We start from the raw sequence: 20340 nt of genomic DNA, 5'->3' as shown, positions 1-20340 counted from the left end.
CTTGCATGGGAAGCGCTTTGCGAAGCGCCCTGGGCCGTCAGACCCAGCCCATCAGCACGAACAGCTCGTAGCAGAGCCAGGCCATGAAACCGGCCGCAGGGATCGTCAGGATCCACGCCCAGATCATCTTTTCGACCACGGTCCACTTGATCGAATTGAAGCGCTTGGCCACGCCCACGCCCATGATGGCCGACGAGATGTTGTGCGTGGTCGACACCGGGATGCCCAGCGACGACGCCAGCAGGATCACCGACGCGGCGCTGGTCTCGGCCGCGAAGCCGTGGATCGGGTGCAGCTTCACCAGCTTGTGACCCAGCGTCTTGATGATGCGCCAGCCACCGGCCGCGGTACCCGCCGCCATCACGATGGCGCAGGTGATCTTGATCCACGTGTCGATGTCGTTGTTGTCGATCGCGCCCTGTGACGGGTGCAGGAAGGCCAGCCACGACGGCAGGTTGTTCAGCGTGCCATCGGACTGCGCCGCCACCAGAGTCAGCGCGATGATGCCCATGGTCTTCTGCGCGTCATTGGAACCATGCGCGAAGCCCATCGTGGCCGCACTGGCCAGCTGCATCTTGCCGAACAGGCTGTTGACCCAGCGCGGGCGGGCCAGGCGTGCCAGCAGGCCGCCGCTGGAGGCCATGCCGGAAATGATCGCGAACAATATGCCCATCACCACGAAGCCGGCCATGAAGCCCAGCAGCGGTGACGAGAACATCGGCACGATCACCTTCCACAGCACGCCGGCGCTCTTCCAGACCGGCTCCTTGGGCTCCGACCAGACGATGGCGTCGAAGTTGTTCATGGCCGCGGCGAAGGCCGCGCCGCACAGGCCGCCGATCAGCGCATGCGAGGACGAGGACGGCAGGCCCAGCCACCAGGTGATCAGGTTCCAGACGATGGCGCCCACCAGCGCGCACAGGATCAGCTGCGAGGTGACGTCGACCACGCCGGCATCGATGATGCCCGACGCGACGGTCTTGGCCACCGCAGTGCCCCACAGCGCGCCGATGAGGTTGGTGCCGGCGGCCAGCATCACCGCCTGCATGGGCGAGAGCACTTTGGTCGCCACGACCGTCGCGATGGAATTCGCGGTGTCGTGGAAGCCATTGATGTACTCGAAGATCAGCGCCGTCGCGACGACGACGAGAACGAGGGTCAACATGATCCCGCTCCCGTCAGGAATTCTTCAGCACGATCTCGTACGCCACCACCCCTGCTTCGCGGCAGCGGTCGATGGCCTTCTCGAGGATCTCGAAGAACTCCTTGAGCAGGAACATCTGCAGGTGGTCGAGCTTGCCCGAGTAGATGTCGCGGTACAGCTCGAGCATCAGCCGGTCGGCCTCGTTCTCGATGGCACGGAGCTTGTCGTTGAGCTCCTTCATCGGCTCCAGCTTCATGCCGCGCAGCGCTTTCACCATCTCCACCACCACGCCCGAGGCCTGCTCCAGCATCGCCGCGCGCGGGGCGAAGTCGATGTGGCCCAGGTGCTGGGTCGCCAGCGAGTAGCGGTCGGCGAACTTCTCGATCTGCTTGGGAATCTTGTAAAGCGCCGAACCCAGCGCCTCGATGTCCTCGCGCTCGATCGGGGTGATGAAGCTGTTGACCAGCTCCTGGCTGATCTTTTCCGAGGCCGTGCGCTCGCGCTGGCGCGCCAGCTTGAAGGCATTCAATGCCGGCTCGCGGTCGGCCGCCTTGAGCATGGCGTGCAGCGCCTTGGCGCTCTCGTGCCCCGCGGCCGCCGCTTCCTCGAGGAGGGTATAGAACTGGTTGCCTTGGCCAAAAATGGTTTGCAGGGAGAACATGCGGGGCCTCTGGGTGCCGGGGCTCGGGAGCCGGGTTAAGGGTAAGCGGGCGGAATTATGACGGTTTCGAGACGCTCGCGCTGCCCTCAAGGCGGCGTGAAGGGCCCGCCTGCTAAGATCATCCGGCGGTTCTCCCTGCCGTATGACTGCCCGCTCCATGGACGACGACCCTGATCCGGCGCCTACCGACGCCACCCCGACAGCCTCGCTGACCCCGCCCCGCCCCTCGGGCGCCCCGGAGTGGAGCCGATGCTGGAGCTGCTGATCGTCTTCGCCCTGATCATCCTCAATGCCTTCTTCGCGATGTCGGAGATGGCGCTGATGACCTCGCGCAAGCTGCGCCTGAAGCAACTGGCCGAAACCAGCCGTGGCGCCCGTACCGCGCTGGCCTTGGCCGAGCAACCGGACAACCTGCTGTCCACCGTGCAGGTGGGCATCACCCTGATCGGCGTATTGACCGGCGTGTTCGGCGGCGAGTCGATCGGCCTGTTGATTGCGGACGCCATCGACAGCCTCGTCCCGGCCGCGCGCGAGTACGCACGCTCCATCGGCGTAGGCACGGCGGTCGGCCTGATCACCGCCTCGTCGGTGATCTTTGGCGAGCTGATTCCCAAGCGCCTGGCCCTGACCAACCCGGAGGGCATTGCGTCGGCCGTGGCCATCCCGCTGGACGGTCTGGCTCGCGCGGCGCGGCCGGTGGTGGCGGCGCTGGGGGCGATCAACCGCGGCGTGCTGCGGCTGCTGGGCTTTGGCGACGATGCCCGCAGCGAGATCAGCGAAGAGGAAATCCGCCTGCTGGTGACCGAGAGCCACGAGCAGGGCGTGATCGACGCCGACGAACGCAAGATGATGAACCGCGTGCTCAGCCTGGGGGACCGCACTGCGGAAAGCCTGATGACGCCGCGCATGCGCATCACTTGGCTGGATGCCAGCGCATCGCTGGAGGAAAACCTGGCGGCGATGCAGGACAGTCCGTTCTCGCGCTTTCCGGTCTATCGGGACAGCGACCAGGACGTGGTCGGCATCCTCGAGGCCAAGTCCCTGTTGCGCGTGTTGAAACCCGGCGTCCCGGTGGACCTGTTCGCCGACCTGCGCGAGGCGCTGTTCGTGTCCGAGTCCACGCACGCGCTCAAGCTGCTGGAGATTTTCCGCGAAGAGCAACAGTCACTTGCACTGGTCGTCGACGAATACGGCGACGTCAGCGGCCTGGTGACCATCAACGATGTCATGGGCGCCGTGATTGGCCGCCTGCAACCGGTGGAGGCCGATGCCGAAGCGCACGCCCCGGTGGTCCAGCGCGCCGACGGTTCGTACCTGCTCGATGGCGCCCTGCCGGTGGAGGACCTGCGCGAACTGTTGGGAGGCGGTCGCCTGCCCGACGAGGACGAACACGACTTCCACACCGCCGCCGGCATGGTGATCGCGCACTTTGGTCGCATCCCGCACGTCGGCGAACACTTCGAGTGGTCGCACTGGCGCATCGAAGTGGTCGACCTGGACGGTCCCCGCATCGACAAACTCCTGCTGCAGCGCCAGGCGCCTCCGGCCGGGGATCCCGATGACGCCGCAGCGGCCTGATCGCCACCCCCACGACGTCGGGACGCGGGCGCTGCTGGACCTCATGGCCAGTGGCGCCCCCACGGATCGGCTGCGCCTGGGCGACGTGCTGGCCGGACTGGGCAACCGTTCCTTCGGCATGATGCTGTTCATCGCCACCCTACCCGCCTTCATCCCCATCCCGGGGGTCGCCGGCGCGATCAGCGGGCCGCTGGTGATGCTGGTGGGGCTGCAATTGCTGATCGGACTGCGCCGGCCCTGGCTGCCACGCGCACTGGCCCAGCGCGGGCCACAGCGTCAGGCGCTGGTGCGCTTCCGCGACCGGCTCGCGCCCTGGCTTGATCGGCTGGAGCGCCTGGTGCGGCCACGTGGCGAAGGCGTCCTGGATGTGCGGGTGGCCAGTTGCTTCACGGGCTTGCTGCTCGTGCTGCTTGGCCTGCTGCTGTCCCTGCCGATCCCGTTCACCAACTTCGTCTTCGGCGCCCTTCTGCTGCTGTTCGCCCTGGCGCTGCTGGAGCGCGACGGCTGGCTTATGCTCGTCGCCTGGGCCGCGGGCATTGCCGGCATCGGGGTGTTTGGCGTGCTGTCCGGCAGTCTGGCGAGCGCCGCCAGCCGCTGGATCGACCTCGCGATCTGAGGGCGAACCGGCGTTATGCCTGCCGAACCGGGGCTCCGCCCAGCAAGGTCATGAACTCGTCGATCGCCACGGGATAGCCGATCCAGTAGCCCTGGGCCAGGTCGCAGCCACGCTCACGCAGCAGCGCGTACTGCCCCTCCTTTTCCACGCCCTCGGCGACCACGGTGATGCCCAGCGAATGGGCCATCGCGATGATCGCGCTGGTGAGGGCGAGGTCGTCCGGGTCGCGCAGGATGTCGGCAATGAAGCTGCGGTCGATCTTGACGCCATCGACGGGGACCCGACGCAGGTGGCTGAGCCCCGAGAAGCCGGTGCCGAAATCGTCCAGCCACACCTTCACTCCGGTCTCCCTCAGGCGAGACAGCAGGTTGCCCGCGTGGATTTCGTCGCCGATCACCGCGGTCTCGGTCAGTTCCAGGTGCAGCTGCTGCGGCGAGAGCCCTGTCTCGGCCAGCGTCGCGGCCACCACGCGCGGCAGGTCGCCGCTACGCAGCTGCCGCGGTGACACGTTGACCGAGACAAACGGCATCGGCCCGCCCGGGTTGCGTGGCTTCCACCGGACCGCATCCCGGCAGGCCGCGCGCAACACCTGCGGCCCCAGCGATTCGATCAGGCCACTCTGCTCCGCGACTTCAATGAAGACCGAAGGCGCCACCAGGCCGTGTTTCGGGTGTCGCCAACGCAGCAATGCCTCGGCGCCGACCATTTCGCCATCCGACAGGCGGAACACGGGCTGATAGACCAGGCTCAATTCGCCGCGATCCCACGCGCCCCGCAGCTCATGCTCCAGATGCACGCGGCGCTCCACCGCCTGGTCCATGGCGCGGCTGTAGAAGCGGTAACAGTTCTTGCCGGCGACCTTGGCCTGGTACATGGCGATGTCGCCATTCTTCATCAGGGCGGTCGCCCCCGACGCATCGTCCGGGAACAGGGTGATGCCCACCGAGGTGCTCAGGAATACCTGGCGGCCTTCGACGGTGATCGGCTGGCTGAGTTCTTCGACCAACGCCTCCGCCAGCCGCGTCGCGGTCCAGCGCACTTCGTCGCCATAGACCGCCCCGGACTCCACCAGGATCACGAACTCATCGCCGCCAAACCGTGCGAGCAGCGCACTTGCCCCGCCCACCCGTTGCACCAGGTCCTGGATACGGTTGGAGAACTGCACCAGCACGTCATCGCCGGCTTCGTGTCCCAGGGTGTCGTTGATCCGCTTGAAGTCGTCCACGTCGGCAAACAGCAAGGCCAGCTGCCGCCCGGCGCCGTGCAGCGTCAGCAGACGCTGGTCCAATGCCTCGCGGAACGCCAGCCGGTTGTGCAACCCGGTCAACGCGTCGGTGTAGGCCATGCGCCGGATCTCGCGGTCATGGCGGGCGACGCTGGTTCCCATGCGCGAGAACGCATTCATCAGGTCGCCGATTTCGTCATTGCGCCTGTTGGTCGGCAATGCGGTGTCGAAGTGGCCGGCCTCGATGGCACGCGCGGCATCGGCCAACTGGCGGATCGGCCGCACCAGCGATCGCTGGATGAGCCACGCCATGCCGGCCGCCACGACCGCCAGCACCCCGCCCAGCAGACCGATCCACAGCAGGTGTTGCTGCCCGAGCGCCTGCAACTGGCCGCGCAGTCCGGCGGAGGCGCGCTCCTGCTGCTCGCGCACTACTTTCAGGTCGTAGCCCGCTCGAACACCGCCAATGCGCAGGTCCCCGATGGTGATCGGCGCCGATACGTCCATGGTGTCGCCCAAGACCTGGGTGTGCACCCGCCGGGCACCGATGGCCTCGTAGGCCATCGGGTCGTTCATGAGCAGGCCGTACTCGGGAATATCCTCGCTGCCGTCGTGGATGATGCGTCCCTGCGCATCGAACACCTTCACGTAGCGGGTGCCGGGCTGCCGCAGCGTGGTCTGGCCCAGCCGGCCGATCGTATCCAGATCCGAGTAATACAAGGGGTTGGCCATGGTCTGCGCCAACTCGCCGACGACGCTCTCGGCGTTGCGGCGCAACGTATCGTTGGCCATGTCCTGCATGGCCGCGCGGCTGGTGACTTCGACGGCTTCCTGCATGCGCTGCTGGCGCTGCCAGAGCACGCCCATCGCGGACAGGACCAACAAAACGACCACGGCCATCAACAACAGGAAACGGGCCTGAAGTCCCAGTCGCAACTTCATTCGACCTCCCGGTGCACGCGGTCGATCCCCGTGGCCAACCGCGCAAGCGAGGCCCGCGCCGGCTCATCCAGGGGCAGGAAACGCGTGGTTCGGAAGAACTTCAGCAGCGCCTCGCTCGCGTCAGGATCGGCCGCGGCATCCACCAGGACCTGGGCCAGCCGTTCGCGCACCCGCTCGTCCAGGTTTCCACGCACCAGTTCCAACGCACGGGGATACGGCTCGGACTTGCCGATGATCACCAGGTCGCGCGCGAAGCTGGGCGGCATGCGCCGCGGGTTTTCCCAGTCCAGGTTGCTCATCGCACCAGCATCGACCAGGCGCTTGTGCACCCACGTGGATATGTTCAACTCCGACCGCGCGAACAGATAGCCCACCTCGTCGGACGCCACGCCATCGCTCGGCGCCAGCAGCAGCTCCAGGCGCAACCCGCGCTGCAGCAGTTCGGCCGCCGGCACGTAATAGGCACTGGTCGAGGAGAAACGCTGGAAGGCGACGCTGTGCCCGCGCAGGTCATCCAACGACTGGATCCCGCTGTCGCGTCGGACGAAGAAGACGCTGCGGTAGTAGCTGGTCCCGTCGCGCTCCGTCAGCAGGATCGGCTGCGCGTTGGCCCGCTTCTGCAGCAATACGGCGCTCGCGGCGGTCTCGGTGACCCAGTCCACCTTGCCACGCCGCAGGTAACTGGCCATCTGCTGCGCATCCTTGGCCATGAGGATGTGCCCCTCGCGAATGCCGACACTGGCCATCCGCGGCACCACGTAGTCCAGCAACGGCTTCAGTTGGGCGTAGTGCTCATGGGGATCGTCGCTGATCCGCCCCAGCACCAGCACGCCATCGTCCGACCCCGCCTTGACCGGGAACACCGCGCCACAGACAAGACCCAGCAATGCCAAGGCGAGGCCACGAAACTGAACGATCAAGGAACACATCCGGATACCAGACCGTCTCGCAGACTAAACGAAACCGTTGCGCGCGGGTATACGCCCGGCGGCGGTGCCTCACGCATCGGGAGCCCCGTCCGGCCGGAATGCCGGCACGCGATCAATCCGGCTTGACGCCCAGGCGGGCGGTCCGCTCCACATCGGCCAGAATGCCCCGCAGCAGGCGAACCTCTCGCTCATCCAGGTCGGCCCGCAGGAACAGGCGCCGCAGCTTGCGCATGGCCGATTCCGGCACGCGACCCTTGTGGAAGTCGATGAGGTCCAGCACGTCGCCCAATTGGCCGAAAAAGCCCTCCAGCTGGGCGTGGGAGGCGAGCGGATCGGTTCGCTCGGTCGCGGCCGCAACGGTCCGGGGTGCCAGTGCGGGCGCACCTTCGTCCAAGCACAGCAAGGCCAAGCGCAACTCATACGCCAACACCTGCACCGCCATGGCGAGGTTGAGCGAGCTGTACTCGGGGTTGGCCGGGATGTGCACCGCGGCGTGGCAGAGTTGCAGTTCCTCGTTCTCCAGGCCGGTGCGCTCGCGCCCGAACACCAGCGCTACCTCCCCGCCCGAGCCGGCACGGCCGATGGCGCGCGCGGCCGCTTCGGACGGCATCAGCTCCTCCAGCGCCACCCGGCGACTGCGGGCGGTGCAGCCCAGCACAAAGTGGCAGTCGGCCACCGCTTCGGCCAGGGTGGCATGGGTCACGGCGGCGGCGAGGACGTCGTCAGCACCGGCGGCCAGCGAGTAGGACTCGGCGTTGGGGGCCTTCTCGGGCGCCACAAGGACCAGCCGCGACAGGCCCATGGTCTTGATGGCACGGGCCGCGGAACCGATGTTGCCGGGGTGCTGGGTGCCGACCAGGACGATGCGCAGGCGGCTGGCGAGTGCGTGGGGTGCAGTGTTCATCGGCGGTAATGGTAAACTGGTCGGCCGGCCTCGAGCCGGATCGCTCTTTATCGCCGCCAGTCCGACCCCAACCTCAGCCACGAGAGGCCCGTTGCCATGCAGAAACCCGCCGTCACCCTCATGGTCAAGGCCGCCCGCGCCGCCGGCAACGTGCTGCTGCGCCACATGTACAAGCTGGACGCGCTGAACGTGGTGGAAAAGGACCGCATGGACTTCGCCAGCGAAGTCGATGGCCTGGCCGAGAAGGAGATCATCAAGGAATTCCGCCGCTCCACCCCGGACTACGGCATCCTCGGCGAGGAAAGCGGCCCGCTCAACGGCGCCGAGGGCCGGGCCCGCTACGTGTGGGTCATCGACCCGCTGGACGGCACCAGCAACTACCTGCGTGGCATCCCACACTTTTGCGTGTCCATCGCGCTGCTGGAAGCCGGTGAACCGATCCACGGCGTGATCTTCGACCCGCTGCGCAACGAGCTGTTCACCGCCAGCCGCGGCAGCGGCTGCGTGCTCAACGAGAAGCGCGTGCGCGTGGCCGACCGCAAGGACCTCACCGGCGCGATGCTCATCACCGGCTTCCCGCCGCGTGAGCGCGCCCGCGCCAGCGCCCAGCTCAAGTGCGTGGACAGCCTGCTGACCGAGGCCGAGGACATCCGCCGCACCGGTTCTGCCGCGCTGGACCTGGCCTACGTGGCCTGCGGCCGGGCCGACGCCTATTTCGAGGCCGGCGTGAAGCCGTGGGACATCGCCGCCGGCGCACTGATGGTGCGCGAAGCGGGCGGCAAGGTCTGCGATTTCCGCGGGCGCACCACGGGTCCGATGGACGTTCGTGGCATCAATCCTCGCCCGCTCGTGGCGGGCAACGTGCGCGTCGCCGAAATGCTGCAACAGCGCATCGTCAACACCGGCTACGCCGCCGCGTTCGATTGATCGGCGGGGCGCCGGGTTAACCCGGCCGGCTACCACCACCTCCAGCGCAGACAACTCCTAGGCAGGGGCCGCGGTGTCATCGCCGCGGCCCTTTTCTGCATGCACCCGTGCAGCCTTTTTTGGCCCGGGTGGAACCATGCGCACGTCAGACCTCTCGCCCCTGGAACGCGTCCTGCACCTGCTGGCCACGGTGCGCCCCGGCGAAGGCCGCTGCATCGCGCTGATGGTGCTGCAGGTGTTCCTGCTGCTGCTGGCCTACTACCTCATCCGGCCACTGCGGGAGGCCCTGATCCTGGCCGAAGGCACGTCCGTGGTGCGCAGTTATGCCGTGGGCGCGGTGGCGGTGACGCTGATCTTCCTGATCCCGCTCTACAAATTGCTGTTCGACCGCCTCGACGGGCACGGTCGCAAGTCCAGCGTGCTGCGCTGGGTCATGGGCTTCTTCATCGCCAACCTGCTGGTGTTCTGCGCGCTGGGCGCCGCCGGGGTGCCGATCGGCGTGCCCTTCTTCGTCTGGGTGGGCGTGTTCAGCGTGATGCTGCTGGCCCAGTTCTGGGCGTTCGCAGCCGACCTCTACAACATTCGCAGCGGCCAGCGCCTGTTCGCGATCATTGCCGTGGGCGCGGCACTCGGCGCCTGGTGCGGCAGTCGCCTTTCAGGATGGCTGATACACGTTACCGGACCGTTCCTCCTGATGCTGGTGGCAGCCGTCTTGCTAATGGTGGCCCTCGGGTTGAGCGTGCTCGTCGAGCGCAGCGTCCCGCCCGAGGCCAGTGCAAACGAGGTGGCCGCACCCGTCGCCCGGCCGCTGCAGGGGCTGGGTGATCTGCACTCGGGATTCGACGTCGTGTTGCGAAGCCGCTACCTGCTGTTGATTGCAGTGTTCGTGGCGCTGGTCAACTGGATCAACTCCACGGGCGGATTCATCCTCGCCAGTTTCGTGGAAGAGTACGCCGCCCAGCGCGTCACGCCGGGCAATGTGGAGGCGGAGCGCGAGGTCATCGGCCAGTTCTATGGCGATTACTTCGCATGGATCACGCTGCTGCAGCTGTTCCTGCAGATGTTCGTCGTGTCGCGCGTGCTCAAGTACCTGGGCATGCGCGCGGCGCTGATGATGCTGCCGGTGGTCATGGTGGCCAATTACGGTCTGATGGCCGGGATGCCGGTGTTCGCGCTCGTCCGCATGACCATGATTGCCGAGAATGGCGTGATCTACTCACTGCACGGCACCAGTTGCCATTCGCTGTTCCTGCCGCTGACCCGCGAGCAGAAGTACGTGGGCAAGACGACCATCGACACGTTCTTCTGGCGGTTCGGCGACCTGCTGCACACGTTGACCATTGTGGTCGCGGTTCAGTGGCTGGAGGTGGGGCTGCCCCGCGTGATGCTGTTCAACCTGGCACTTGCCGTGGTGGCTTTGGGCGTTTCGCTGCTGATCGGCCAATACCACGCGCGGGCCGTGAAGGCACATGGCTCCGGGCGGAGAACCCGAAGCCGGGGCGCGTATGTGCCGTCCGGGGGGCCACGCGCCCCATCGTCAAGGTGATGCGCGCAATGCCTTTGCCCGCGCCAGCAGCGCACGGATCTGGCGGACATGCAGGTATGGGGCCAAGGGCGCCAGTTGTTCCTGCGTGACGTTGGACAGGGCCGCCCGGAACTGCGGCGAAACGACGATGGGTGTCTGGCGCAACTCCGGCGGTCGCCCCTCCTCCGTACTGAAGGCACGGGTATGGTCGATCATCCAGACCTGCCAGTTGGCGTCGTACAGGATGTTGCCGGTATTGCGGTCCAGGTTATGGACGAGCACGTCGAAGGCATTGATCAGCTGGTGCTGGCGGGCATAGCTGCAGTCCGAGTCGTACTGCAGTTTCTGCTGGATCCGGTCGGTCTCGTTGTGCGCGCCTTCCACCCAATACTGCACCAGGCCGCGTTCGCCGCCGACCTGGCGCTCGACCGCCACCGGCACCATTTGCAGTCCCAGGATGCGGTCGAGCTTGTAGGCGGCAATCTCGTACTGGTAGCGATCGGCCTTGTCGTACCGGCGTTCCCAGCGACCGTTCGGGCGAAGGTCTGGATCACTGTCAAAGGATTTAAATACCGCCCGCACGCGCAGGCCATCGCGCTCCAGGGTCAGGCGCCGAGGCTTGGTGACGCCCAGGTCCAGTTCCTCATCCCGGACGATCGGCGCGTTGAGCAGGAACGCCTCCAGTTGCGCATCCGTCATCCCGGACGGCCGCAACCATTCCCGATTGGCTTCGGTGCGGGGCGGCGCGAGCCCCTGCCCCACATGGAAGGCCTGGACGCGACCGCGCTCGATGACCAGCGCCGCAGGAATGCCTTCGTATGCGGCCTTGTTCATGCCGGTATCAATGCGCGCCACCTGCCCTTCCAGGCGAAGGCTGACGCGATGATCCAGTGTGGGGGTGTGCCCCACGACCACCCGGGTCGCGCCCAGCGAGCGCAACGCGCTTTTGACGACCTCCGACTCCGTATAGGGATGGCACAGCGAACTGCCCCGGTACCAGACCGGCCCGTTTGACTGGAACGGCAATCCCTTTACCGCTGCCACAATTGCCTGGGCAGGGCCCCGTGACGGAGGCGGACTTGCGGAATCGAGTACGGGCGCAGAGGCCAGTTCATTGGCGACGGCCAGGATCCGGTCGAAATCGTCGGTGGGCTTGAGTGCACCGGCCGCCACCAGCGCATGCCAGCTTTCGGCAAACGCACGCACATCGCGCAGGGCACTGGCGTTGACCTGCTCCAGCGTCTGCCCGACGAGTTTGTCTGACAGCCCGCCGTGGACAAAGAGATCATCGTTGATCGTGATCATGACGGGCCGCTGCAGCAACCAGCGTCCGATGCGGCCCTCCGGGGCCAACGCCTGCATGCGCTCCAGGTAACCGGGACGCGCGCCGATGGCGGCATCGCGCGTCTCACCCTCCCGGGTGGCATAGGTGCCGAATTCCCCCGGGCTGACATACCGGAGGTCGCCCGTCAGCGACATCACCTCATGGTTGCCCAGCAGCGGATGCACCGCGCCGCCCGCGGCGGCGGCCTCCCCCTGAAGGCGCATGAGCAGCTCAACCACCTTCAAGGCCTCGTCGCCACGACTGAACAGGTCCCCGGTGGAAACCAGGTGCGTGCGCCCACCTGTCCAGCGAAGGCCTCCGTCGACAAGGCCCGTGCCCTTCAGGGCCTGGACGAACTCGGGGTAAGCGCCGTGCACGTCGCCGATCGCGACCACGCGATCAACGTTGCTGAACCGGTAGGGTTGCGCACCGGCCGACGCAGTTGCGAACGCCATCAGCAGGCCGGCGACCCAAGGTCCCCATGGGCGGCGAAGCCTTCTGGTCAGGTCAGACGGGCGCATCGGGGCCACTCCATCCGGGCATGAACACTAGAACGGAAAGAGGCCGCACAAGGCGGCCTCTTCCAGACGAACGCTGCGCCAAGCCTTACGGGCGACGCGCCAGCGCCTCCTCGTCCTTGGCCTTGGGCATCAGGTCCTGCTTGGTGACCTTCAGCGGACCCAGGGTCAACAGCGGCGCGGCCACGAAAATCGAGGAGATCGTGCCCAGCACGATGCCGACGATCATGGCTTCGGCCATGCCCTCCAGCGAACCGCCGCCGTACACGTACAGCGCGACCACGGTCAGCAGCGCCACCACCGAGGTGATCACGGTACGCGACAGGGTCTGGTTGATCGAGGTGTTGAGGATCGTCACCGAGTCGGCACGCATCGAACGGAAGTTCTCGCGGACACGGTCGAACACCACGATGGTGTCGTTGATCGAGAAGCCCATCACCGACAGCACGCCGGCCAGCACGGTCAGGTCGAACTCACGGCCGCTGATCGCGAACCAGCCCAGCACCACCACGACGTCGTGCAGGGTGGTCAGCACCGCCGACACCGCGAACTTCTTCTCGAAGCGGAACGAGATGTAGAGCAGGAAGCCCACCACCACGAAGATCAGCGCCCAGACGCCGTTCTGCGCGAGGTCCTTGCCCACCTGCGGACCCACGAACTCGCTGCGCAGCACCTTGCCGGGGTTGCCCTCAAAGGCGAGCGCCTTCTGCACGGCTTGCGCGGTGTCGTGCTGCCCATGGGAAGCCGCATCGCCACCCTCCTTGGGCTGCAGTCGGATGAGCAGGTCATTGCCGGAGCCAAAGGTCTGCACCTGGGCGTTGGCAAAGCCGGCGTTGTCCAGCCGCGCGCGCACGTCATCGATGTCCACCGGACGCTCGAAGCGCAGTTCGGTAACGGTGCCGCCCGTGAAGTCCAGGGCGAAGTTGAAGCCCTTGAACGCCATTGCGCCGATGGAGACCAACAGCAGGCCCAGTGCCAGCGCCAGCGATACCCAGCGCAGGCGCATGAAGTCGAACTTGCTGTCGTACGGGAAAACATTGAACGGTTTCATGGTCGCGTGCTTCCCGTCAGATAGCGATGGACTTGAGCTTGCGGCGGCCGCCGTAGATCAGCGTGGCGATGCCGCGCGAGACCGAGACCGCGGTGTACATCGACGTCAGGATGCCGACGATGGTGGAGATGGCGAAGCCCTTGACCGGACCGGTGCCGAAGGCGAACAGCGCCACGCCGGCCAGGATCGCGGTCAGGTTGGCATCGGCAATCGTGCCCGAGGCCTTCTCGTAACCGGTGGCGATGGCGGCTTGTGGTGGCACGCCCGCGCGCAACTCCTCGCGTATGCGTTCGTTGATCAGCACGTTGGCGTCCACCGACATGCCCACGGTCAGCGCGATACCCGCCAGGCCCGGCAGCGTGAGCGTGGCTCCGAACAGAGACATGACCGCGATCAGCGCCAGCATGTTGATCAGCAACGCCAGGCAGGTGATCACGCCGAACATGCGGTAGTAGACCAAGAAGAAGCCCAGTGCGAACAGGAACGAGAACGCCACGGCGCGCATGCCGCGCTCCACGTTCTCACGGCCCAGGCTGGGACCGACGATGCGCTCTTCGATGAAGTCCATCGGCGCGGCCAGCGAGCCGGAGCGGATCTGGCGGGCTAGGTCGGTGGCGAACTGTGCACTCTCCAGGCCGGTGGTCTGGAAGTCCTTGCCGAACACACCGTTGATGCTGGCGACCGAGATCACCTCCTCGCTGACGCGGGTGGTGCGGATTTCCTGGCCATCGACCACGCGCACCTCGGGGATGCGCTCGATGTACACCACCGCCATCGGCTTGCCGACGTTGTTGGAGGTGAAGTCGAACATGCGCTGGCCGCCTGCGCTGTTCAGCGTGACCGACACGGCCGGCGAGCCGGACTGCGAGTCAAACGTCGAGGTCGCGCGGACCAGCTGGTCGCCGGTGGCGATCACGCGCTTGCTGAGCAGGATCGGCATCGGCTTGCCGTCCGGACCCTTTTCGGTGCGGTAGTACAGCTTGGCATCCGGCGGGATGATGCCGCTGGCCACGGCATCGTAGGCGTTGGCTTCCAGCGCGGCGCGGTACTCCAGCGTGGCGGTGGCGCCCAGCACGCGCTTGGCCTGCGCGGTGTCCTGCACGCCCGGCAACTGGACCACGATGCGGTCCTCGCCCTGGCGCTGGATGATCGGCTCGGCCACGCCCAGCGAGTTGATACGGTTGCGCAACGTGCCGACGTTCTGCTCGATGGCCTCAACGGCCAGGCGCTTGATCTCAGCCTCCGGCAGCAGCACCGTGACGACGTTACCCGTCGCCTCGATCTGCATGCCCTGCTGGCTGGTCGCCAGCAATTGGCGCACCTTCTCGGCCTCGGCCGGGTTGGACAGGGTCGCGATCACGGTGTTGTTGGCACCCCGCTCGACCGACTCGTAACGAATCCGGCTGTCGCGCAACTGCGCGCGGATGCCTTCAGCGGTCGCGTCCAGGCGCTTTTCAATCGTCGCCTTCTGGTCCACCTGCATGGTGAAGTGCACGCCGCCCTGGAGGTCCAGGCCCAGCGTCATGGCGCGGGCGCCGATCTTCTCGAGCCACGTGGGCACGGTGGACGCCAGGTTCAGCGCAACGGTGTAATCGTTGCCCAGTGCCGGGCGCAGCACATCGGCTGCCTTGCCCTGTGCATCGGGATCGTTCAGGCGCACCAGCAGGTTGCCCTTGTCGATCTCAACCAGCTTTGGAGTGACGCCCGCCTTGGCCAGGTCGGCCGAGACACGGGTTTTCAACGCTTCGTCCACCACCGCGCCGCGGTTGGCGGTGACCTGCACGGAACTGTCCTGCGGGTACATGTTGGGCAACGCATACAGCGTGCTCAGCACGAGTACGACCAGGATGACGAAGTACTTCCAGCGTGCGTAAGTCAGCATCGATTGGACCCCACGGCGGCACTCGGGCCGCCGTCTATCGGCGTAAGGTTGGCGTCAGCAGGTGTTGGAGCCGGCTCAGGCCGACTTCAAGGTGCCCTTGGGCAGGACGTTGGCGACCGCGCCCTTCTGCACGCGGATCTGCACGTTGTCCGCCACTTCGACGGTGATGAAGTTCTCACCGATGTCGGTGACGCGGCCGGCGATGCCGCCGTTGGTCAGCACCTCGTCGCCCTTGGACAGCTTCTCGAGCATGCCCTTGTGCTCCTTGGCGCGCTTCATCTGCGGGCGGATCATCAGGAAGTACATGATCGCGATCAGGATGATCGGGAACAGCAGGGTGCCCATGCCGCCGCCAGCAGCCGGAGCGGCCTGGGCGTACGCGGGGGCGATCACGAGGTCGAGCAGGTTCATGTCGGTCTTCCGTCAATACAAATAAGCGGGGGATTATGCCATGGGTCCCGGCATGGCCGGTTTCAAGCGCGCATTGGACATCGCCTGCCCCGTCCGGGGCCATCAGGTCGTCCCGAATGTCGGCCTGCCCCGGCGACCCGCAGGTCTGACCGGGATCGGAACGAACAGTTCCCGCCCGCTCAGTCCCCGCCGCCGGCTCGCGCGGCATAGAACGCCTCACGGAAGGACTGGAAGGCCCCCTGCCCGATCGCCTCGCGCATCTGGGCCATCAGCCGCTGGTAATACCGAAGGTTGTGCAGCGTACCCAACATCGGCGCCAGCATTTCATTGCAGCGGTCCAAGTGGCGCAGGTAGCTGCGACTGAACCCACGCGAGCACGCGTAGCAATCGCAGCCCTCCTCGATCGGGCGCAGGTCGCGCTCGTACTTGGCATTGCGCACCCGCACCGTGCCGAACGAGGTGAAGTAGTGCCCGTTGCGCGCGTTGCGGGTGGGCATGACGCAGTCGAACATGTCGACGCCGCGCGCCACGGCCTCGACCAGGTCTTCCGGCCGTCCTACGCCCATCAGGTAGCGCGGGCGGTCCTCCGGCAGTTGCGGGGCAATGTGGTCCAGGGTGTGGTTGCGCACCTCTTCCGGCTCGCCCACCGCCAGGCCGCCGATGGCATAGCCGTCGAAGCCGATCTGCTTGAGGCCTTCGGCCGAACGCGTGCGCAGCTCCGGGTACATCCCGCCCTGCACGATGCCGAACAGCGCAGCGTCATTGCCTTCGTGCGCCTTCTTGCTGCGCTCGGCCCAGCGCAGGCTCAACTCCATTGACTTGCGCGCCACCTGCTCGCTGGCCGGCTGGCCATTGACCAGGTAGGGCGTGCACTCGTCGAAGATCATCACGATGTCCGAATCGAGCACCTTCTGGATGTGCATGCTCTCCTCGGGTCCGAGGAACACCTTGCGGCCGTCGGTCGGCGCGGCGAAGGTCACGCCCTGCTCGGTGATCTTGCGCTTGTGCGCCAGCGAGAACACCTGGAAGCCGCCGGAGTCGGTCAGGATCGGTCCGCTCCAGCGGCCGAAGCCGTGCAGCCCGCCGTGGTCGGCGATCACGTCCAGTCCCGGACGCAGGTACAGGTGGAAGGTGTTGCCGAGAATGATCTCGGCACCGAGCTCGCACACCTGCTCGGGCATCACGCCCTTCACCGAGCCATAGGTACCCACCGGCATGAAGGCCGGCGTCTCCACCGTCCCTCGCGGGAACGTCAGGCGGCCGCGACGGGCCTGGCCGTCGGTGCCCAGCAGTTCAAACGACATCCGGCAGTCGACAGAGGTGGTGCCGCTGCCACCGCCCTCGCCCTGGACCGCACCGGCCTCGTGATTGGAGGCGGCACTCATGCCAGCACCTGCGGGGCATCGTGGGGAAACAGCAGCATCGCGTCACCGTAGGAGAAAAAGCGGTACGCCTCGCGGATGGCGTGGGCGTAGGCCTCGAAAATGCGTTCCTTGCCAGAGAACGCCGACACCATCATCAGCAAGGTGCTCTCGGGGAGGTGGAAGTTGGTGACCAGCGCATCGACCGCGGTGATGCGGTAGCCGGGCAAGATGAACAGACGGGTCTCGCCGGCATACGGCTGCAGCTCGCGCTGGCCGGCATCGTTGGTGTAGGTGGCGCTTTCCAGCGCGCGCACCACGGTGGTCCCTACGCCGACCACGCGACCGCCGGCGGCGCGCGTGCGGCGGATGGTCTCCACCAGTTCCGCGCCGACATTGAGCCATTCGCTGTGCATCACGTGCTGGCCCAGGTCGTCCACGCGCACTGGCTGGAACGTCCCAGCACCCACGTGCAAGGTCACGTGTCCAAACTGCACGCCCTTGGCCTGCAAGGCCGCCAGCAGCGCCTCGTCGAAATGCAGGCCGGCCGTGGGCGCCGCCACCGCGCCGACCTCGCGGGCGAACACGGTCTGGTAGCGCTCGGCGTCGTCCTGCCCCGGTGCACGCTGGATGTAGGGCGGCAACGGCAGGCGACCCGCGTGCAGCAGCCACTGTTCCAGCGACTCGGGCACGTGGAACTGCAACACATAGAATTCGCCGTCGCGGCCCAGCACTTCGGCCTCGCCACCGGCATCCAGCGCGATGCGGGCACCGGCCTTGGGCGACTTGCTGACGCCCAACTGCGCGCGGGCCTGGTTGCCACCCAGCAGGCGCTCGATCAGGATCTCGACCCGGCCACCGGTAGCCTTCTGCCCGAACAGGCGCGCCGGGATCACGCGGGTGTCGTTGAACACCAGCAGGTCGCCGGGCGCGAGCAGGTCGATCAGGTCGCGGAAATGGCGATCTTCAAGCGGCGCGGGCGCAGGCGGCACCACCAACAGGCGACTGGCGGAGCGCTCGGCCAGCGGGGCCTGGGCGATCAGCTCGGGCGGCAGGTCGTAATGGAAGTCGGACTTCTTCAAGCGGGCGGGACGGTCGACGGGAACCGGTCATTGTATAGGGCGCGGCCCACGGCGCCGTTCAGGCGGGCAAAGCGCGGGCCTGCCACGCGGCGCTTACCGCTCGAACTTGGCCGACAGAATGATCGACGAGGTGGTGCGCTCCACGCCGTCGATGGCGCCAATGCGGTCGGTCAACTGGTCCATGTCGGCCACGCTGGGCACCACGCCCAGCGCCACCAGGTCGAAGGGGCCACTGACCGAGTGCAGGGTCCGCACTTCGGCCATCGCATGCAGCGCCTTCACCACCGCAGGGGTCTGCTTCGGCAGCACGGTGATCATGATGTACGCGCGGATCCAGCCGCGCTCGGCCTCGTCGTCCACCCGGACGGTGTAGCCGGCGATCACGCCCTGCCGCTCCAGCCGCTCGATCCGGCTCTGCACGGTGGTGCGCGACAGCTTTAGGCGGCGCGCGATCTCCGCGGTGGAGGCGCGGGCGTTCTCACGCAGGATGGAAAGCAACTGCTGGTCGGCCGAGGAAATCTTCATTTCGCTCAATTGTGCTCGTCATATCGACGAAACACGATCTTATTCCGCACGGATTCACGCTGTCTATCGACGAATTCCAACCGGATAATGAACGGATACGCACCGCATTGACCCTCCGGAGGGCGCCATGACCATCCTCGATACCCTTGCGCCGCTGCGCGCCCACGGCGGCGCCCGCCGCACCACCGGCCTGGACGACGCCACCGTGCTGCGCTTCGCCGCCAGCCACCCGGAACTGGGCGAGGCCATTGAGGCCGCCGCCGCCGAATACGCGCGGATCAAGGACGACGTCGTCGACCTGCTCGACCTGGACGAAGATGCCCAGATCGGTGCCCTACAGGCCGGTTACGTCAACTTCTACGCCAACGACGCGGTGAACCCGTACGTGGCGCTGACCGCGCGCGGCCCGTGGATCGTGACGCTCAAGGGTGCCGTGCTGCACGACTCGGGCGGCTACGGCATGCTCGGCTTCGGCCACGCCCCCAAGGCAGTGCTTGAGGCAATGGCCAAGCCGCAGGCGATGGCCAACATCATGACCCCGTCGCTCTCGCACCTGCGCTTCGAGCGCGCGCTGCGCGCGGCGATCGGCACCACCCGCGGCGGCTGTCCGTACGACAAGTTCCTGTGCCTGAACTCCGGCTCCGAGTCGGTATCGCTGGCCTCGCGCATCGTCGACGCCAACGCCAAGCTGATGACCGACCCGGGTTCGCGCCACGCCGGTCGCGCCATCAAGCGCCTCGTGGTGAAGGGCAGCTTCCACGGTCGCACCGAGCGCCCGGCGCTGTATTCGGACTCCACCCGCAAGACCTACCTGCAGCACCTGGCCAGCTTCCGCGGCGAGGACAGCGTGCTGGCGGTCGAGCCCTACGACGTCGACGCGCTGAAGAAGATCTTCGCCGACGCCGATGCCAACGGCTGGTTCATCGAGGCGATGTTCCTGGAGCCGGTGATGGGCGAAGGCGACCCGGGCCGCAGCGTGCCCGTGGACTTCTACAACACCGCCCGCGCGCTGACCAAGGCGCACGGCGCGATGCTGCTGGTGGACTCGATCCAGGCCGGCCTGCGCGCGCAGGGCGTGCTGTCGATCGTCGACTACGTGGGCTTCGAAGGCGTCGATGCGCCGGACATGGAGACCTACTCCAAGGCGCTGAACGCCGGCCAGTACCCGCTGTCGGTGCTCGCCGTCAGCAAGCACGCCGCCGAGACCTACAAGAAGGGCCTGTACGGCAACACCATGACCACCAACCCGCGCGCACTGGACGTGGCCTGCGCAGTGTTGAAGCAGGTGACCCCGGCCGTGCGCGACAACATCCGCGCGCGCGGTGTCGAGGCATTGCAGAAGCTCGAGGCGCTGAAGGCGCAGCTGGGCGGTGCCATCACCAAGGTGCAGGGCACCGGTCTGCTGTTCTCGTGCGAACTGTCGCCGGAGTACAAGTGCTACGGCACCGGCTCCACCGAGGAATGGCTGCGCGAGCACGGCATCGGAGTGATCCACGGCGGCGCCAACTCGCTGCGCTTCACCCCGACCTTCACCATCACCAGCGACGAGATCGACCTGCTGGTGGCGATGGTTGGCCGCGCACTCAAGGAAGGTCCGCGCGCGACGCAGGCCGCGGCGGCCTGATTCACGCCCTCCGCTGTTACGACGAGGCCGGGCATGTCCCGGCCTCGTTCTTTTTGCGGCTGGCACCGTGCCAACCGCACGGCCGTCAGATAGGCTGAAGGCGTTCCCCCT

At 66.8% G+C, this 20340-nt stretch carries 17 protein-coding genes; 5 read left to right on the top strand and 12 right to left on the bottom strand.

The genetic code is table 11. The annotated features are described in order from the left end of the window. Positions 1 to 37 precede the first annotated feature (37 nt). Positions 38 to 1165, bottom strand: a complete 1128-nt coding sequence (locus ACYVBS_RS07000) for an inorganic phosphate transporter (RefSeq protein ID WP_460822704.1) — start codon at positions 1163 to 1165, stop codon at positions 38 to 40. 13 nt (positions 1166 to 1178) lie between these two features. Further along, positions 1179 to 1805, bottom strand: coding sequence for a DUF47 domain-containing protein (locus ACYVBS_RS06995; protein WP_460822703.1), 627 nt, complete (start codon positions 1803 to 1805; stop codon positions 1179 to 1181). Positions 1806 to 2054: 249 nt separating this feature from the next. Here ACYVBS_RS06995 and ACYVBS_RS06990 point away from each other — a divergent pair, with 249 nt between their 5' ends. Continuing rightward, entirely contained in the window at positions 2055 to 3383 is a 1329-nt protein-coding gene (locus ACYVBS_RS06990) for a hemolysin family protein (protein WP_460822702.1), read from the top strand. After that, entirely contained in the window at positions 3364 to 3999 is a 636-nt protein-coding gene (locus ACYVBS_RS06985; RefSeq protein ID WP_460822701.1) for an exopolysaccharide biosynthesis protein, read from the top strand. The genes ACYVBS_RS06990 and ACYVBS_RS06985 overlap by 20 nt, the downstream gene beginning before the upstream one ends. A 13-nt stretch (positions 4000 to 4012) precedes the next feature. Here the strand turns inward: ACYVBS_RS06985 and ACYVBS_RS06980 are convergent, their stop codons facing one another. From ACYVBS_RS06980 to ACYVBS_RS06970, 3 genes are all read right to left on the bottom strand, one after another. Continuing rightward, positions 4013 to 6166: a putative bifunctional diguanylate cyclase/phosphodiesterase gene (locus ACYVBS_RS06980; protein ID WP_460822699.1), complete on the bottom strand. Its 2154-nt coding sequence runs from the start codon at positions 6164 to 6166 to the stop codon at positions 4013 to 4015. Beyond that, on the bottom strand, positions 6163 to 7086 hold the full coding sequence (locus ACYVBS_RS06975; protein WP_460822698.1) for a phosphate/phosphite/phosphonate ABC transporter substrate-binding protein: 924 nt from the start codon (positions 7084 to 7086) through the stop codon (positions 6163 to 6165). Before ACYVBS_RS06975 ends, ACYVBS_RS06980 begins: the two co-directional genes overlap by 4 nt. A gap of 121 nt (positions 7087 to 7207) precedes the next feature. Continuing rightward, a complete protein-coding gene (locus ACYVBS_RS06970; RefSeq protein ID WP_460822697.1) occupies positions 7208 to 7999 on the bottom strand; it encodes an RNA methyltransferase in 792 nt (263 codons plus the stop codon). Positions 8000 to 8095: 96 nt separating this feature from the next. On the opposite strand from ACYVBS_RS06970, the gene ACYVBS_RS06965 reads away from it, so the two are divergent. Both ACYVBS_RS06965 and ACYVBS_RS06960 read left to right on the top strand, forming a co-directional pair. Next, positions 8096 to 8926 carry an inositol monophosphatase family protein gene (locus ACYVBS_RS06965; RefSeq protein ID WP_460822695.1) on the top strand — a complete coding sequence of 277 codons (831 nt, stop codon included), beginning with the start codon at positions 8096 to 8098 and terminating at the stop codon, positions 8924 to 8926. A 136-nt stretch (positions 8927 to 9062) separates the two neighbouring features. Continuing rightward, positions 9063 to 10472, top strand: coding sequence for an NTP/NDP exchange transporter (locus tag ACYVBS_RS06960; RefSeq protein ID WP_460822694.1), 1410 nt, complete (start codon positions 9063 to 9065; stop codon positions 10470 to 10472). Here ACYVBS_RS06960 and ACYVBS_RS06955 read toward each other — a convergent pair. The 7 genes from ACYVBS_RS06955 to ACYVBS_RS06925 form a co-directional block, all read right to left on the bottom strand. Next, on the bottom strand, positions 10464 to 12230 hold the full coding sequence (locus tag ACYVBS_RS06955) for a metallophosphoesterase (protein WP_460822693.1): 1767 nt from the start codon (positions 12228 to 12230) through the stop codon (positions 10464 to 10466). The two genes, ACYVBS_RS06960 and ACYVBS_RS06955, sit on opposite strands and share 9 nt — an antisense overlap. Positions 12231 to 12381: 151 nt before the next feature. Beyond that, positions 12382 to 13344 carry a protein translocase subunit SecF gene (gene secF / locus ACYVBS_RS06950; RefSeq protein ID WP_460822692.1) on the bottom strand — a complete coding sequence of 321 codons (963 nt, stop codon included), beginning with the start codon at positions 13342 to 13344 and terminating at the stop codon, positions 12382 to 12384. 16 nt (positions 13345 to 13360) lie between these two features. Next, positions 13361 to 15226, bottom strand: a complete 1866-nt coding sequence (secD, locus tag ACYVBS_RS06945; protein ID WP_460822690.1) for a protein translocase subunit SecD — start codon at positions 15224 to 15226, stop codon at positions 13361 to 13363. Positions 15227 to 15301: 75 nt separating this feature from the next. Continuing rightward, the gene (gene yajC, locus ACYVBS_RS06940) at positions 15302 to 15637 is read right to left on the bottom strand and encodes a preprotein translocase subunit YajC (protein ID WP_460822689.1); all 336 of its coding nucleotides are present in this window, start codon (positions 15635 to 15637) and stop codon (positions 15302 to 15304) included. Between the two features lie 179 nt (positions 15638 to 15816). After that, positions 15817 to 16941 carry a tRNA guanosine(34) transglycosylase Tgt gene (gene tgt / locus ACYVBS_RS06935; protein WP_460823007.1) on the bottom strand — a complete coding sequence of 375 codons (1125 nt, stop codon included), beginning with the start codon at positions 16939 to 16941 and terminating at the stop codon, positions 15817 to 15819. A gap of 77 nt (positions 16942 to 17018) precedes the next feature. Continuing rightward, positions 17019 to 18080: a tRNA preQ1(34) S-adenosylmethionine ribosyltransferase-isomerase QueA gene (gene queA, locus ACYVBS_RS06930; RefSeq protein ID WP_460822687.1), complete on the bottom strand. Its 1062-nt coding sequence runs from the start codon at positions 18078 to 18080 to the stop codon at positions 17019 to 17021. A 93-nt stretch (positions 18081 to 18173) separates the two neighbouring features. Then, a complete protein-coding gene (locus tag ACYVBS_RS06925; protein WP_460822686.1) occupies positions 18174 to 18605 on the bottom strand; it encodes an Lrp/AsnC family transcriptional regulator in 432 nt (143 codons plus the stop codon). Between the two features lie 127 nt (positions 18606 to 18732). Here ACYVBS_RS06925 and ACYVBS_RS06920 point away from each other — a divergent pair, with 127 nt between their 5' ends. Further along, a complete protein-coding gene (locus tag ACYVBS_RS06920) occupies positions 18733 to 20229 on the top strand; it encodes an aminotransferase class III-fold pyridoxal phosphate-dependent enzyme (RefSeq protein WP_460822685.1) in 1497 nt (498 codons plus the stop codon). The last annotated feature ends 111 nt before the right edge of the window (positions 20230 to 20340 follow it).

Source organism: Lysobacter olei (genome assembly GCF_054777355.1).
The sequence above is the reverse complement of the archived record's forward strand: the minus strand, read 5'-3'. Positions and strand labels throughout refer to the sequence as shown.

Bases quoted from the DNA above. Each gene is read 5' to 3' on its own strand.
- ACYVBS_RS07000 (WP_460822704.1), bottom strand. From the start codon at position 1,165: ATGTTGACCCTCGTTCTCGTCGTCGTCGCGACGGCGCTGATCTTCGAG.
- ACYVBS_RS06995 (WP_460822703.1), bottom strand. From the start codon at position 1,805: ATGTTCTCCCTGCAAACCATTTTTGGCCAAGGCAACCAGTTCTATACC.
- ACYVBS_RS06990 (WP_460822702.1), top strand. From the start codon at position 2,055: ATGCTGGAGCTGCTGATCGTCTTCGCCCTGATCATCCTCAATGCCTTC.
- ACYVBS_RS06985 (WP_460822701.1), top strand. From the start codon at position 3,364: ATGACGCCGCAGCGGCCTGATCGCCACCCCCACGACGTCGGGACGCGG.
- ACYVBS_RS06980 (WP_460822699.1), bottom strand. From the start codon at position 6,166: ATGAAGTTGCGACTGGGACTTCAGGCCCGTTTCCTGTTGTTGATGGCC.
- ACYVBS_RS06970 (WP_460822697.1), bottom strand. From the start codon at position 7,999: ATGAACACTGCACCCCACGCACTCGCCAGCCGCCTGCGCATCGTCCTG.
- ACYVBS_RS06965 (WP_460822695.1), top strand. From the start codon at position 8,096: ATGCAGAAACCCGCCGTCACCCTCATGGTCAAGGCCGCCCGCGCCGCC.
- ACYVBS_RS06960 (WP_460822694.1), top strand. From the start codon at position 9,063: ATGCGCACGTCAGACCTCTCGCCCCTGGAACGCGTCCTGCACCTGCTG.
- ACYVBS_RS06955 (WP_460822693.1), bottom strand. From the start codon at position 12,230: ATGGCGTTCGCAACTGCGTCGGCCGGTGCGCAACCCTACCGGTTCAGC.
- secF (WP_460822692.1), bottom strand. From the start codon at position 13,344: ATGAAACCGTTCAATGTTTTCCCGTACGACAGCAAGTTCGACTTCATG.
- secD (WP_460822690.1), bottom strand. From the start codon at position 15,226: ATGCTGACTTACGCACGCTGGAAGTACTTCGTCATCCTGGTCGTACTC.
- yajC (WP_460822689.1), bottom strand. From the start codon at position 15,637: ATGAACCTGCTCGACCTCGTGATCGCCCCCGCGTACGCCCAGGCCGCT.
- tgt (WP_460823007.1), bottom strand. From the start codon at position 16,941: ATGTCGTTTGAACTGCTGGGCACCGACGGCCAGGCCCGTCGCGGCCGC.
- ACYVBS_RS06925 (WP_460822686.1), bottom strand. From the start codon at position 18,605: ATGAAGATTTCCTCGGCCGACCAGCAGTTGCTTTCCATCCTGCGTGAG.
- ACYVBS_RS06920 (WP_460822685.1), top strand. From the start codon at position 18,733: ATGACCATCCTCGATACCCTTGCGCCGCTGCGCGCCCACGGCGGCGCC.